The organism is Pseudomonas sp. ADAK2 TE3594 (assembly GCF_053628675.1).
In genome coordinates this window covers 5,588,424-5,602,422 of sequence record NZ_JBRJGV010000001.1, presented here as the reverse complement: position 1 = coordinate 5,602,422, position 13,999 = coordinate 5,588,424, and the positions used below count along the sequence as shown (strand labels likewise).

General features: G+C 59.8%; 11 protein-coding genes. 4 read left to right on the top strand and 7 right to left on the bottom strand.

Annotated elements, in window-relative coordinates; genetic code table 11:
- Nucleotides 1-20: 20 nt before the first annotated feature.
- Nucleotides 21-1,154 carry a TIGR03364 family FAD-dependent oxidoreductase gene (locus AB7M22_RS25205; protein WP_454188107.1) on the top strand — a complete coding sequence of 378 codons (1,134 nt, stop codon included), beginning with the start codon at nt 21-23 and terminating at the stop codon, nt 1,152-1,154.
- Nucleotides 1,154-1,711, top strand: coding sequence for a phosphonate degradation HD-domain oxygenase (locus tag AB7M22_RS25200; RefSeq protein ID WP_454188106.1), 558 nt, complete (start codon nt 1,154-1,156; stop codon nt 1,709-1,711). The genes AB7M22_RS25205 and AB7M22_RS25200 overlap by 1 nt, the downstream gene beginning before the upstream one ends.
- Nucleotides 1,712-1,858: 147 nt before the next feature.
- On the opposite strand, the gene AB7M22_RS25195 is transcribed toward AB7M22_RS25200, so the two are convergent.
- Together AB7M22_RS25195 and AB7M22_RS25190 are read right to left on the bottom strand one after the other, a co-directional pair.
- Nucleotides 1,859-3,235, bottom strand: a complete 1,377-nt coding sequence (locus AB7M22_RS25195; RefSeq protein ID WP_007897822.1) for a GTPase/DUF3482 domain-containing protein — start codon at nt 3,233-3,235, stop codon at nt 1,859-1,861.
- Complete coding sequence (locus AB7M22_RS25190; RefSeq protein ID WP_454188105.1) at nt 3,228-4,607, bottom strand: DUF2868 domain-containing protein; 1,380 nt, start codon at nt 4,605-4,607, stop codon at nt 3,228-3,230. The genes AB7M22_RS25195 and AB7M22_RS25190 overlap by 8 nt, the downstream gene beginning before the upstream one ends.
- An 85-nt stretch (nt 4,608-4,692) precedes the next feature.
- Between AB7M22_RS25190 and AB7M22_RS25185 the strand changes: the two genes are divergently transcribed.
- Complete coding sequence (locus AB7M22_RS25185) at nt 4,693-5,205, top strand: dihydrofolate reductase (protein ID WP_454188104.1); 513 nt, start codon at nt 4,693-4,695, stop codon at nt 5,203-5,205.
- Nucleotides 5,206-5,323: 118 nt separating this feature from the next.
- Here AB7M22_RS25185 and AB7M22_RS25180 read toward each other — a convergent pair whose 3' ends face one another.
- A complete protein-coding gene (locus AB7M22_RS25180) occupies nt 5,324-6,715 on the bottom strand; it encodes an L-cystine transporter (RefSeq protein WP_454188103.1) in 1,392 nt (463 codons plus the stop codon).
- A 239-nt stretch (nt 6,716-6,954) separates the two neighbouring features.
- Between AB7M22_RS25180 and AB7M22_RS25175 the strand changes: the two genes are divergently transcribed.
- Entirely contained in the window at nt 6,955-8,022 is a 1,068-nt protein-coding gene (locus AB7M22_RS25175) for a haloacid dehalogenase-like hydrolase (protein WP_454188102.1), read from the top strand.
- 281 nt (nt 8,023-8,303) lie between these two features.
- On the opposite strand, the gene ilvD is transcribed toward AB7M22_RS25175, so the two are convergent.
- The 4 genes from ilvD to AB7M22_RS25155 form a co-directional block, all read right to left on the bottom strand.
- Entirely contained in the window at nt 8,304-10,145 is a 1,842-nt protein-coding gene (gene ilvD / locus AB7M22_RS25170; protein WP_454188101.1) for a dihydroxy-acid dehydratase, read from the bottom strand.
- Nucleotides 10,146-10,402: 257 nt separating this feature from the next.
- The gene (locus AB7M22_RS25165; RefSeq protein ID WP_454188100.1) at nt 10,403-11,623 is read right to left on the bottom strand and encodes a multidrug effflux MFS transporter; all 1,221 of its coding nucleotides are present in this window, start codon (nt 11,621-11,623) and stop codon (nt 10,403-10,405) included.
- Nucleotides 11,616-12,593: a diiron oxygenase gene (locus AB7M22_RS25160; protein ID WP_454188099.1), complete on the bottom strand. Its 978-nt coding sequence runs from the start codon at nt 12,591-12,593 to the stop codon at nt 11,616-11,618. Before AB7M22_RS25160 ends, AB7M22_RS25165 begins: the two co-directional genes overlap by 8 nt.
- Nucleotides 12,590-13,669 (bottom strand): SagB family peptide dehydrogenase, encoded by a 1,080-nt coding sequence (locus AB7M22_RS25155; protein ID WP_454188098.1) that lies wholly within the window; start codon nt 13,667-13,669, stop codon nt 12,590-12,592. The genes AB7M22_RS25160 and AB7M22_RS25155 overlap by 4 nt, the downstream gene beginning before the upstream one ends.
- Between the last annotated feature and the right edge of the window lie 330 nt (nt 13,670-13,999).

Sequence of the window (13,999 nt, the reverse complement as noted above, 5' to 3'; positions counted from 1 at the left end):
CGAATTCAGGACATCTCTTAATGACTCAACACAGCAACATGCTAATCGTAGGCGCCGGCATTCTCGGCCTGTCCCACGCCTATGCCGCCGCCAGACGCGGTCTGAAAGTCACCGTTTTCGAACGCAGCGAAACGCCGCTCGGCGCTTCGGTGCGCAACTTCGGCCAGGCACTGGTCACCGGCCAGCCACCGGGCCCAATGCTTGAACTGGCCAAGGCCAGCCGCGACATCTGGGGCCAATGGGCACAACTGGCGGGCCTGCAACTCAAGCGCAACGGCTCGTACCTGTTCGCCCGCACCGAAGCGGAAGAGCACCTGTTGGAAGCCTTCTGCGCCGGCCGCGCCATGCAGCACGGTTACCGCGTTGAGCTGCTGCGCGGTGCGGCGTTGCGCGATTTATACGGCGGACAGTTCAGTCATCACCGCGCCGCGTTGCACGGCATGGACGACCAGCAGTTGTACTCCCGTGAAGCGATTCCGGCGTTGATCGACTACCTGCACCGCGAACTGGGCGTCGAGTTTCACTTCTCCACACTCGTGCGTGACATCGAGCCCGGCCGCTTGCACAGCACCGCCGGATCCTTCAGCGCGGAGCAGATCATCGTCTGCTCCGGTCACGATTATCAAACGCTGCTGGCTGAGCCGATTGCTGAGCTGAATCCGCAAATCTGCCGCCTGCAAATGCTCCGCGCCCGCCCGCAGATCAACCTCAACCTGCAACACGCGCTGCTCACCGGTTTGAGTTGCGTGCATTACGGCGCCTTCGCCGATTTGCCGGAAGCCGCCGCGGTGCAGGCGCAGATTCTGCGCGAGGCACCCCATCTGCATGAAAACGGTATTCACCTGCTGATCAGTCCGACGCCTTACGGTGAGTTGATCATCGGCGACTCTCATCATTACGGCAGCGATCCATCACCGTTCAATGCCGAGCAGGTGGATGACTGGATGATTGAACTGGCCGAGCAGACGTTGGGTTGCACGGTGCAAGTGGTCGAACGCTGGCAGGGCGTCTATGGTTCACGCGGACCGGGGCCGTTCTCCTTTCTGCGGCCGATGCCAGGTGTGAGCGTGGCGTTGATGCACACCGGCGTCGGCATGAGCGTCGGGCCGGCGCTGGCCGAACGTAACGTCATGACTTTATTGGGAGACAGTTGATGGGCCGCCATGAGCAAGTGATCGCCGAGGTGTTCGGTCTGTACGAGCGTTTTGGCGACAACGATTACATCGGCGAACCGGTGTCGCAGATCGAGCACATGTCTCAGGCGGCGGAACTGGCGATGGCCGAAGGGTTCGATGATGAAGTGGTACTGGCGGCGTTCTTTCATGACATCGGACATATCTGCGCCGAGGGTGCCGAGAACATGGGTGGTTTTGGTGTGGTCAGCCATGAGCGTTTGGGCGCTGAATATTTGCGTCGGGCCGGCTTCAGCGAACGCCTGGCGCGGCTGGTGGAATACCACGTTCAGGCCAAGCGTTATCTGACGCTCAAAGAGCCCGGGTACTACGAGCGCTTGAGCGAAGCCAGTCGGCGGACGCTTGAGTATCAGGGCGGGGTGATGACGGCTGCCGAAGCTGAGGCGTTCGAGCAGGATCCGTTGTGTGCGGTCAGTTTGCGGATGCGTCAGTGGGATGAATTGGCCAAGGAGATGTGGGTGCCGGTGATGGATCTGGGCATCTTGAAGGCAAAGGCGTTGCGGCTGTTGGCTGAGTAAAGCTTCACAATCGAGTCGCGCCCATCGCGGGCAAGCCCGCTCCCACAAGGTCTCGGGTGATACAGAGATTGCATGAACACCGAAGATCCCTGTGGGAGCGGGCTTGCCCGCGATGAGGCCAGAGCTGACACCGCAGATTGCGGGTCTTTAAAGTTGTTGCGCCAACACCTCAACCTGCTCTTGGCGCTCCCCCTGACTCAACTTCGAATTCGGATTAAGCGACGACCACTGCGGATGCGCCCGCGCCTTGTTCAGCGCTTCGGGCAGTTTGCCTTCGCGCCAGGTTTTGTCCTGCGGCGTGGCGACCTGAATGCTGTCCATCGCCGCATGCCCGCGCTGGTTCAGCGCTTGCAGCAATTGCCGCTGGCGCAAGGCCAACAACCGTAGCACGCCGTCGTCGACGGTCAGTTCTCGCTGTCCTTTGATCTTGCCCAGCAGACGGCTGCCGTAACTGCGGGCAGTTTGCAGGGCGCCGCCGGCAATCGCGCCGGCCAGTGCCGCGGCGCCGAGGGTCAGGCCGCCCACCAGCAGATCGACCCCGGCCCCGGCCGCCGCGCCAGCCGCGATACCGCCGCCGACCCGTACACCGAGCTGTTTCAGGGTTTCCGGGTTGAACAGGTCATCGCCCCAGCGGCCATCGAGCAACGGCAAGTCACTGGCCGCCGCGTCTTGTGGGCGGAAGGCATAGAGCTTGAGCAAGGCCTCGACGCAGCGTTGTTCGCGCTGACGCACTGCTTTGCGCAGTTCGCTGATCGCCTGCTGTTCCTGCTCCACCTCGCTGACCACACTGCGGCGACAGGCGGCGCAATCGATCAATAAATCGGCAATCAGTCGCGCAGCACTCTGCTGACGGGCCAGGCGTTGGGCCTGCTGGTCGGCGATCAAACGCTCCAGTTGTTCGCGGGAGTTTTCCAGCAGCAGCGCGAGGCTTTCATAGAGTCGACGTTCGCCATCCTCCGGCGGTGCAACGCTGTCGAAACGCACCAAGGCATGTAAGCCGAGACGCGCCAGGGCTTCGCGCCAATCGGGCTCGCGATGCTGGGCGCTGCTGACAAAATTCAACACTGGCAGCAGCGGTTTGCCGCAACTGGCCAACACTTCCAGTTCGTCGCGGTACTTGGCCAGCACCGGCTCCCGGGCGTCGATCACATAGAGGCCGGCGTCCGAGGCGAGCAGTTGCCGCAGCACTTTGGCTTCCTGTTCGAAGCGCTGCCGGGCTTCGCTGCCCTCGAGGAATCGTGCCAGCCGTGCCGGGCCGTCGAGGCGTTCGCCGGGGCGTTCCAGGCGCTCGAGGTAGTCGAGCAGGGCGATGGCGTCTTCCAGGCCCGGCGTGTCGAACAGATCGAGCAACGGCTCGCCGTCTACCGACAATCGCGCGCCTTCGACGTGGCGGGTGGTGCTGGGACGATGGGACACTTCGCCGAAGCCGACATCTCGCGTCAGCGTTCGCAGCAACGAGGTTTTGCCGACATTGGTGTGGCCGACCACCGCGAGCTTCAATGGCTTATTCCAGGCATCAGTCATGACCCGTCTCCAGCCAGTTCAACGGCGCGCAATCGGCGAATGGCAGGTCCAGTTGTTGTAGCGCGACATGCCAGTCGCCCAGGCGTTCGGCATCCAGCGCTTCGCCCGGCGGCGCTTGCAACAACCACACACGGGTGGCGGTAGCGCTGCGAGACAGTTCGGCGATCAGCGCCAGGCTGCCACGGTCCGGCGAACGCCGTGGGTCACAGGCGATGGCCAGACGGGCCGGGGGAAAACGACTCAGCTGTTCGAGCAGTTTGTGCCGGGATTCACGGCTGTCGAGGACGCCGGCGTTGTTGACGTTTTTCGGCAGCTGGGGCGGCCAGGGGCGTTGGTCATCCAGCTCGATGGCCACTAACAGCGCGCCATCGCTTTGCAGGTCACTGGCAGTTTTTTCAACCCGATGAAGTTGTTCTGGCGCGGCATCGCTGATGCCCAGGCGCTCACTGGTGGGCATCAGCCGTTCGCGCAGTTGGGCGTAGCCGGGCAGGTTCAAATCCAGATGCAGGGCCGCTTGACCGGTTTTCCAGCGCCACAGGCAGAACAATGCGAGCAATAGGCGCGGCAAAACACCGTACACCAGCAGCACACCAACCAGCCACGCCGCCCAGGCCTGGCGGGCGCTTTCGATGTTCAGCGCGGCATCGCCGCTGGCGCGGATCATCTCCACGCTGGGCACACCGAAACCGAGCAAGGCCGGCAGGGCGCCGAGGGCTTGGGTCATGGCGACGAAGGTGTCACCGCCGAGAATGGTGGTCTCCCAGACGAAGCCATAGCGCCGGGTCGCCATCAGCGTCAGCACCATCACCAAAGCGCTGAACATCGCCAGCAACCACAACCCGTTGACCAGCACGCCCAGCGCCCAACGATTGAGTTTCTGCCGTTGCAGCAACAGCAGCAGGGCGGGCGCCAGTTGCGCGGCGTTGGCATCTCGGGCGAGTTTTTCACTGAGCCACAGCCACAAGCGTCCGAGGGCGGCGCTTTGTTCCCCGGCGAACACCAGGCCCAAGGCCCAGCTCAGCAATAGAATCAGGTTTAGCCCGAGCAGACTGCCCAACGCCCAGAACACATTGACCGGCGGCTGGCCATCGCCCAGTGCGGCAAACGCCAGCCCGGCTCCGCTGATCACGGCCAGCACAGCCAGCACGATCAGGGCCAGTCGCGCGCCTTGCAGCCAATGTTTGAGGGCGTGGGTCTGTCCGTCACGCTCGGCCAGCCACCGGGCGCGGCGTTGAATGCGCGTCGGCAGGTCGCCGCCGGCGCTTCGTGCGATTCGATTGGCTTCCAGATCGTCCAGCGGGCCTGCGTGTTCTTCACGCAGACGTATGGTTTCACTCAGCCAGAGGTTTTGCAGGGGCGTCAGTTCAGTCACGCGGCATCCCGTCGCTTAATTGAGCGGTGAGCATAACCGCTGTGACGCTTATCGGGGTAAGGGAGGCTCTGGTATCCTCGCCGACATGACTAAATCACTCCCCCTCAGCCTGATCGCAGCCCTCGGTGAAAACCGTGTGATCGGCATCGACAACAGCATGCCCTGGCACTTGCCGGGGGACTTCAAATACTTCAAGGCCACCACCCTCGGCAAACCGATCATCATGGGTCGCAAGACCTGGGATTCCCTCGGTCGTCCGCTGCCGGGCCGGTTGAACATCGTGGTCAGCCGTCAGGCGGATCTGCAGCTGGAAGGCGCGGAGGTTTATCCGTCGCTGGAGGCTGCCGTCGTTCGGGCGCAGGAATGGGCGAACGAGCAGGGCGTCGATGAGGTGATGTTGATTGGCGGCGCGCAGTTGTATGCGCAAGGGTTGGCACAGGCTGATCGGCTGTACCTGACGCGCGTGGCGCTAAGCCCGGAAGGGGATGCGTGGTTTCCAGAGTTTGATTTGAACCAGTGGAAGCTGGTGTCGAATGTTCCGAATCCGGCAGAAGGCGACAAACCGGCTTACAGCTTTGAGGTTTGGGAAAAGGCCTAAAAGCTTCGCGGGCAAGCCTCGCTCCTACAGGGGTGTGGTGAATCACATTAGGTGATCGACACAAATCCCGTAGGAGCGAGGCTTGCCCGCGAAGAGGCCCGCTCAGACGATGAAAGTCTTAAGCCTGAGCCAACGTCCCATGCTCATCCGCATCCAGCAGTTCTTTATCCGTCTGCTGCATGATCTGGCTGGTGATCGCCCCAGCGGTGATCGAACCACTCACGTTCAACGCCGTACGCCCCATATCAATCAACGGCTCAACCGAAATCAGCAACGCCACCAGTGACACCGGCAAACCCATGGCCGGGAGCACGATCAACGCGGCGAAGGTCGCGCCGCCACCGACCCCGGCCACACCGGCCGAACTCAGCGTCACAATCGCCACCAACGTCGCGATCCACAGCGGGTCCAGCGGGTTAATGCCCACGGTCGGCGCGACCATCACCGCCAACATCGCCGGGTACAGACCGGCGCAGCCGTTCTGGCCAATGGTCGCGCCGAACGAGGCGGCGAAACTGGCAATGGACTGTGGAATACCCAAACGGCTGGTCTGGGCTTCGATGCTCAGCGGAATGGTGGCGGCGCTGGAGCGGCTGGTGAAGGCAAACGTCAGCACCGGCCAGATCTTGCGGAAGAAGCGCAGCGGGTTGATCCCGGCCGCCGACACCAGCACGCCGTGCACCACAAACATCAGCCCCAGGCCGATATAGGACACCACTACAAAACTGCCGAGCTTGATGATGTCTTGCAGGTTGGAGCCGGCGACCACTTTGGTCATCAGCGCCAATACGCCGTACGGGGTCAGCTTCATCACCAGACGCACCAAGCGCATCACCCAGGCTTGCAGGGTGTCGATGGCGTTGATCACTTTCTGACCTTTTTCGACATCATCCTTGAGCAGCTGCAGTGCGGCGACCCCAAGGAATGCCGCGAAGATCACCACGCTGATGATCGATGTAGGTTTGGCGCGAGCCAAGTCGGCGAACGGGTTCTGCGGGATGAACGACAGCAGTAGCTGTGGCACGTTCAGGTCGGCGACCTTGCCCGCGTAATCGCTCTGAATGGTTTGCAGGCGAGCCATTTCCTGGGTGCCGGCGACCAGGCCTTCGGCGGTGAGGCCGAACAGGTTGGTCAGGCCGATGCCGATCAGCGCCGCGATGGCGGTGGTGAACAGCAGCGTGCCGATGGTCAGGAAGCTGATTTTGCCCAGCGACGAAGCGTTGTGCAGGCGCGCCACGGCACTGAGGATCGAGGCGAACACCAGCGGGATCACGATCATTTGCAGCAACTGCACATAACCGTTGCCCACCAGATCGAACCAACTGATCGAGGCTTTCAGTACCGGGTTGCCGGCACCATAGAGGGTGTGCAAAGCAACACCGAACACCACGCCCAATACCAACGCGAGCAGGACTTTTTTCGCCAGACTCCACGTGGTGTGACGGGTTTGTGCCAGACCGAAGAGCAGGGCGAGGAACACCAGCAGATTGAGGATCAGCGGCAGATTCATAGAAGCTCCATAGACTTGTGCCAGCCACCTTCGTGTGTGACTGCGAACCGGCAAGCCTAACAGCTTGATATGTAATGATTTAATATCAAAAACAGCGGTTGGCTGTCGTTTTTGGAATAAGCCGCTGACGCTGTGGGGAATGCCGCTGACGGAATCAGGATGCAAGCGGTCGCGGGCAGGCGGGGACTGTCATACAGATTTGTTAGCGTCGATATCTTTGAATCAGGGAGAAAGCGCTAATGAAGTTCGCACCGAAAATGCTGGCTGCCGTACTGGGATTGAGTTTGGGCCTTGGCCTTGCCGGCCAGGCGTTCGCTACTGACCTGAAGCACTGGCCAGCCGATCAGGCCAAGGCGCTGGACGCGATGATCGCGGCCAATGCCAACAAAGGTAACTTCGCGGTGTTCGACATGGACAACACCAGTTACCGCTACGACCTCGAAGAGTCCTTGCTGCCGTTCATGGAAAACAAAGGCTTGATCACTCGCGAGAGCCTCGATCCCTCCCTGAAACTGATTCCGTTCAAGGACACCGCCGACCACAAGGAAAGCCTGTTCAGCTACTACTATCGCCTCTGTGAAATCGACGACATGGTTTGCTATCCATGGGTCGCCCAAGTGTTTTCCGGCTTCACCCTTCAGGAACTCAAGGGCAACGTCGATGAGTTGATGGCGTCTGGCAAACCGGTGCCGAGCACTTATTACGATGGTGACGTGGTCAAGACCATCGATGTTAACCCGCCGAAAATTTTCACCGGTCAGAAAGAGCTCTACAACAAACTGATGGAGAACGGCATCGAGGTCTATGTGATGACCGCCGCCTCTGAAGAACTGGTGCGCATGGTCGCTTCCGATCCGAAGTATGGCTACAACGTCAAACCGCAGAACGTGATCGGCGTGAGCCTGATGCTCAAGGACCGCAAGACCGGCGAGCTGACCACGGCACGCAAGCAGGTTACTGCTGGCAAGTATGACGAGAAGGCCAACCTGGGCCTCGAACTGACCCCGTACCTGTGGACCCCGGCAACCTGGATGGCCGGCAAGCAGGCGGCGATCCTGACCTACATCGATGAATGGAAGAAACCGGTCCTGGTGGGCGGCGATACCCCGACCAGCGACGGCTACATGCTGTTCCACAGCGTCGACGTGTCCAAGGGCGGCATCCATTTGTGGGTCAACCGCAAAGACAAGTACATGACCCAGATTAACGGCATGATGGCCAAAAACGCTGCAGCCCAGGCGAAAGAAGGGTTGGCGGTGACGGCGGACAAGAACTGGGTGATCGTCAAGCCGGAAGAGATTCAGTAGGACCGAGTCGCGCCCATCGCGGGCAAGCCTCGCTCCCACAGGAGCTGAGGTGATAAGTAGATTGTTTGAACACCGAAGGTCCCTGTGGGAGCGGGCTTGCCCGCGATGGGGCCATAACATTCACCATTGATCGTTCCCACGCTCTGCGTGGGAATGCAGCCCGTGACGCTCTGCGTCACTGGACGCAGAGCGTCCCTTGAGGCATTCCCACGCGGGAGCGTGGGAACGATCAAAAAATGCCCCGCACTTGGCGGGGCATTTTTTTGTTCGACGGTTAAGTATTACAGCCCGTCGAGCATCGCCTTGTTACGTACCGCACCCTTGTCGGCGCTGGTGGCCAACAGGGCATAGGCTTTCAGCGCAGTGGTCACTTTACGTGGACGCACTTCCACCGGTTTCCAGCCTTTCTTGTCCTGCTCGGCACGGCGGGCGGCCATTTCTTCATCGCTGATCAACAGGTTGATCGAGCGGTTCGGAATGTCGATCAGAACCTTGTCGCCATCCTGCACCAGACCGATCGCGCCGCCGGCAGCGGCTTCTGGCGAAGCGTGGCCGATGGACAGGCCCGAAGTGCCGCCAGAGAAGCGGCCGTCGGTGAGCAGGGCGCAGGCTTTGCCCAGGCCTTTGGATTTCAGGTAAGACGTCGGGTACAGCATTTCCTGCATGCCCGGGCCGCCTTTCGGGCCTTCGTAACGAATGATCACGATGTCGCCGGCCTTCACTTCGTCGGCGAGGATGCCGCGCACGGCGCTGTCCTGGCTTTCGTAAATCTTTGCGTTGCCTTCGAACACGTGGATCGACTCGTCGACGCCGGCGGTTTTCACCACGCAACCGTCCAGAGCGATGTTGCCGTACAGAACGGCCAGGCCGCCTTCTTTCGAGTAAGCGTGTTCGACACTGCGGATGCAGCCGTTTTCACGGTCGTCATCCAGGGTTTCCCAACGGGTCGACTGGCTGAACGCGGTTTGCGTCGGGATGCCTGCCGGGCCGGCCTTGAAGAAGTGATGCACGGCTTCGTCGGTGGTCTGGGTGATGTCCCACTTGGCGATGCCTTCAGCCAAGGACTTGCTGTGTACGGTCGGCAGGTCGGTGTGCAACAGACCGCCACGGGCCAGGGAGCCGAGAATGCTGAAGATCCCGCCGGCACGGTGCACGTCTTCCATGTGGTACTTCTGGATGTTCGGCGCGACCTTGCACAGTTGCGGTACATGACGGGAGAGACGGTCGATGTCGCGCAGGTCGAAATCGATCTCGGCTTCCTGGGCCGCGGCCAGCAAGTGCAGGATGGTGTTGGTGGAACCGCCCATGGCGATGTCCAGGGTCATGGCGTTTTCGAACGCCTTGAAGTTGGCGATGTTGCGCGGCAACACCGACTCATCGTTCTCGCCGTAGTAACGCTTGCACAGCTCGACGATGGTGCGGCCGGCCTGCAGGAACAGCTGTTCGCGATCACTGTGGGTGGCCAGGGTCGAACCGTTGCCCGGCAATGCCAGGCCCAGGGCTTCAACCAGGCAGTTCATCGAGTTGGCGGTGAACATGCCGGAGCAGGAGCCGCATGTCGGGCAGGCGCTACGCTCATACTCGGCAACCTTCTCGTCGGAGGCGCTGGAGTCGGCGGCGATCACCATGGCGTCGACCAGGTCGAGACCATGGCTGGCCAGTTTGGTCTTGCCGGCTTCCATTGGGCCGCCGGACACGAAGATCACCGGGATGTTCAGGCGCAGGGAGGCCATCAGCATGCCAGGGGTGATCTTGTCGCAGTTGGAGATGCAGACAATGGCGTCGGCGCAGTGGGCGTTGACCATGTATTCGACGGAGTCGGCGATGATCTCGCGGCTCGGCAGCGAATAGAGCATGCCGTCGTGGCCCATGGCGATGCCGTCATCCACGGCGATGGTGTTGAATTCTTTGGCGACGCCGCCGGCCCGTTCGATTTCGCGAGCGACCAGTTGCCCCAGATCCTTGAGGTGCACATGGCCCGGTACGAACTGGGTAAAGGAGTTGGCAATGGCGATGATCGGCTTCTTGAAGTCGTCATCTTTCATCCCCGTGGCGCGCCACAGTGCGCGAGCACCGGCCATGTTGCGGCCGTGGGTGGATGTTTTCGAGCGGTAATCAGGCATGAAGCACTCCGGGCGGCTAATCAGGTATCAAAAGGGAAGTGAGCTTCTATTGACGTCTGGAACACTCAGAAATGGCCGTGTGTCCGGAAGTTGCCGATAACTTTGCGGGATCGCCGCGCGCTTCAGCTTGAGCTCATAAACCCGCCGGGGGATGACTGGCGATGAATCTCGCGATTCTACACCGCTGGCGTCAGGAGGGAATGCCGGAAAGTGTTGAACCAGCGCTGACGGAGCGTGTGGGATGACGATCGGCAGGATTATTCGACGTTTGGGCTGGCTCTTGGGCTTTTTGCTCGGCTATTGATACGACTGTTGAGCGCCAGCGCCACGCTGCTCAAGATGATGAAGCTGTATCCAAGGGTGGATTGCAGGTTGGCCGGGCTCAAGCTGATGAGCGCACTGATCAACCCGCCGCAGATGAAAGTCACCGTGCTGCCAGCCGACGCCGAGGTTCCCGCATTTTCAGGGAACAGGCTCATGGCTTTGGAACTGGCGGCCGGCCGGGTGATGGTGGTGCCGGCGGTACAGATAAGCATCGGTACCAGGACGGTGATCGGGGACAGCGCAAAGTGGCTTGAGAGGTAAAGCATGATGACACCGGACAGCAGGATCAGGCTCAACCCGCTGATGATTTGATGACCGGGGCTCATGCGTTTACCCAAGAGCGTCGCCACCATGCCGCCAACAATGTAGGCGCCACCGTATATCAACAGAATCAGCGAGAAGTCATAGGCCGATAGCTGGAGTTGATCCATGAAAATCAGCGGCGAAATGACGATGAACGAAAAATGGCAGGCGAAAGCAAAGGCTGAGATCAACCAATAGGGCAGGAAGTCGGCATCACGCAGGACCCGACCATAGGACTGGAAGATATTCGGTCGGGCTCCGGTTGCCGCCGGCCGGGTGTTTTCGAGAAACAGACAAGCATTGAGCAGCACCACGCCAGCCAGTGCGATAAACACCCAGAAGCTGCCCTGCCAGCCCAGCGTGGCTTGCAGGAACGTACCGGCCAGCGGCGAGACCGAGATGAAAATGCCGCTGGCGGTGACCATCAGGATCCGCAACCGGGTACGTTCCTCACCCTCGAACAGATCCTGAACCAGCGCTTGTGACAGCACGAAACACCCGCAGCCCAAGGCCTGAATGACACGGAACAGCAGGAAGTAGAGATAGTCCGTGGTCAATATGCAGCCCATTGCACCCAGCATCGAAACGGTTATTCCGGCGAGCAACAGTCCTTTGCGCCCGATCACATCCGACAGCGGCCCGATCAGCAATTGAGAGGCCGCAATACCGACGGCAAACAGACTGATCGACAGCGCAATATCGGCGCGCGTGTTGCGAAAGTGTTCAGCGAGCGCAGGGAACGAGGGCAGCAGGACATCCAGCGGGAACACGCCAAGCAGTACCATTGCCAACAACAGGCCGACCTTCCCTCGGCGGTGTCTGACGGTTACCGCAGAGTGCCCTTCATCCATCGATAAGTCCTGCCTTGATGAACAGTTGCCGGTTGTAAGGCAGATCGAAAAAACCGGCCTTTTTCAAAGCCTGAAGCGTCGCCCCGGCGCCGGATCGCGCACGCTGAAGGGCGGCTTGGGGGCTGGTCAGTTCACCGAGCACTTGCGTGACGGCGGTCTCGCCGATACCCGCGCTGTGCAGGCTTTCCCGCAGCCATCGCTCATCGGCCTCGAAGAAAATCCGGATGCTGTCCAGCAGCAGCCTGGCGGCGAATATGCGTTGACGGCTGTTCAGCGTCAGCCACAGGTAATGGAACACTTCAGAGAAATAGCGGCTGTGGCGCGCCTCATCCGCGAGATGCTCCCTGAGCATTATCTGGACGCTCGACACCAGGTCGTCACGGCAGACGTCGAGCAGTTCCCTGGCAATGATCGTTTCCGATACGAACCCGACGAGAAACCAGGCCAGCGCCCGGTGTTGGTCAGGTGTGCGCTCGAGCAGGGTGTTCAATCGCGTGATGCGGTGCGGCATGACCGGGCGCAGGTTGATCCCGTAGACCCCGGCAATCTGCTCGGCAAGGCTATTGGAGAACAGGGCGTGATAACCCTCGTCGGTATAAAGCTGAAGCGCTGCGGTCTTCATCCGTGAGGGAATGTTGACCTTCAATTCACCGTGGATGATGGTTTCCACGGAACGGTTGACGATGCGGTGTTCGAGCACGGTGGTGTAGTCGAGGAAGTACACCAGATGATTGGCCGACAGCCGCTGGATGACGGTTTTCCCCAGCGCTTTGATAGCCGGGTGATTCAGGTAAGCCAGCAAACCTGGGGGAAACCAGTGACGTGTTTCCAGTTGCTGTTCCAGGTCTGGCGGTAATAGATAGTCATGCTCGCTGGTTCGCACCGACGCGCGGGTATTCCAGTCGCCGAGGGTGAAACGCAGCGCCCAGGAAACGGGGTGGTCTGACGCGGCAATGATGGGGTCGGTCATTGTTGCGGCTCCCGACTGCTCAGCAGATCCTTCAACTCCTTGCACATCACTTGTCCGTCGCTGTGGCCGCAGCCAACAAAAAACAAGGGTTGTTCTGCGTTGTTCTCGAGCCCCAGCAATGTTTCGACCTGATCGTCCGTCAGTGCTCCGGTCAGCCACGTGTTCAGCCCCAGTGCAGTGGCCACCAGCTGAAAGGTCTGGGAAATATGTCCCGCCTCCACGAAGGCCATTCGGTAGGCTCGCGAGTGTTCATATTTCCACCACAACTTGTCGAAGCGAGCGGTAATGAACAGACCCACCGGCAGGTTATTGATGAAATGTTGCCCACACAGCAACTGCCCCAGGGGCGAGTCAGGTGCCGGGTTGATGAAGCTCAGTGCGTGGTTAGTGGGATGGTAGGCGTAGAGCCCGGGTTTCAGGCCGCTGACGTTTTGTACATGAAGAAAGCCTTCGCAGGCATTCAGCCCGCCCCCGGACGGGCTGCTGCGTCGGGCACCGAGACCTTCGACGATGGTTTCGTCGACGTCATTTTCGCGCTCATGCAAGTAGCCCAGGGACAGGTAAAGCAGTGTGCCGACATCTTCCAGCGAAACCGCTTCATCCGTGAAGGTGCGGCAGGTTTTTCGGCCGATCAGGACGTTGGCAAGGGAGCCCTCCGGCAGGCAGGAAGGTTTTGGCAGGGCGATCAGCTCGCATGCCTGGCGTTCTGTGAGCCTGGCGTCCGGCGCGGGTGCGCCCAGTACTTCGGTGCAATGATCCAGATAGTATCTCGACCATTCATGAATATTCTGAGGAACAGTTTCGCAGGGAATGTTCTTGGTGCCGATATGGAATATTTTCGACAGTTCATCCCAGCCCCATTCAATAGTGTCTTGTATTGAGGTGGTCAGTATTCCGGAGTTCAGAAGTTGAGTGTCTACTCTGTTGCTGTCGTTATACAGTTCGGGGTTGTGGATAAGTTGTGTAAGCCGGGTTGAATATTCCAGATTAAGTTCAAATTGTTTGTGGTTTTTGTAATCCCAGACTATTTGGCCGGGCGTACGGGGAAGTATGAACAGGTATGGATTTATCTGCATGATGGACGGTTCGCTCTGGACGTAGCTATAGAAAACGCTGGGTAGCCGGCACTCCCCAGCGTTTCATTTACTTAGCGGGTTTTTGGCGCAACCAGAAAAGCCAGGTTAGCGATTTTGTTTGTTTCCAGAGTAATTGCTTTCATGTTTTTTGACTCCTTGTCATTGATAGTGAGTGTCACTTCGCGGTGACAACTCAATCATAGGCGGTAATGAGCCCTTATCAAGGGGATGTTAAGTAGGAATATTCTAGTAATTTTGTCGGAGCGATCTGGCGGTAGGCGCAAGTTTGTAAGTTATATTCTTTTAAATAAAAGATGCAGGGAAACGTCC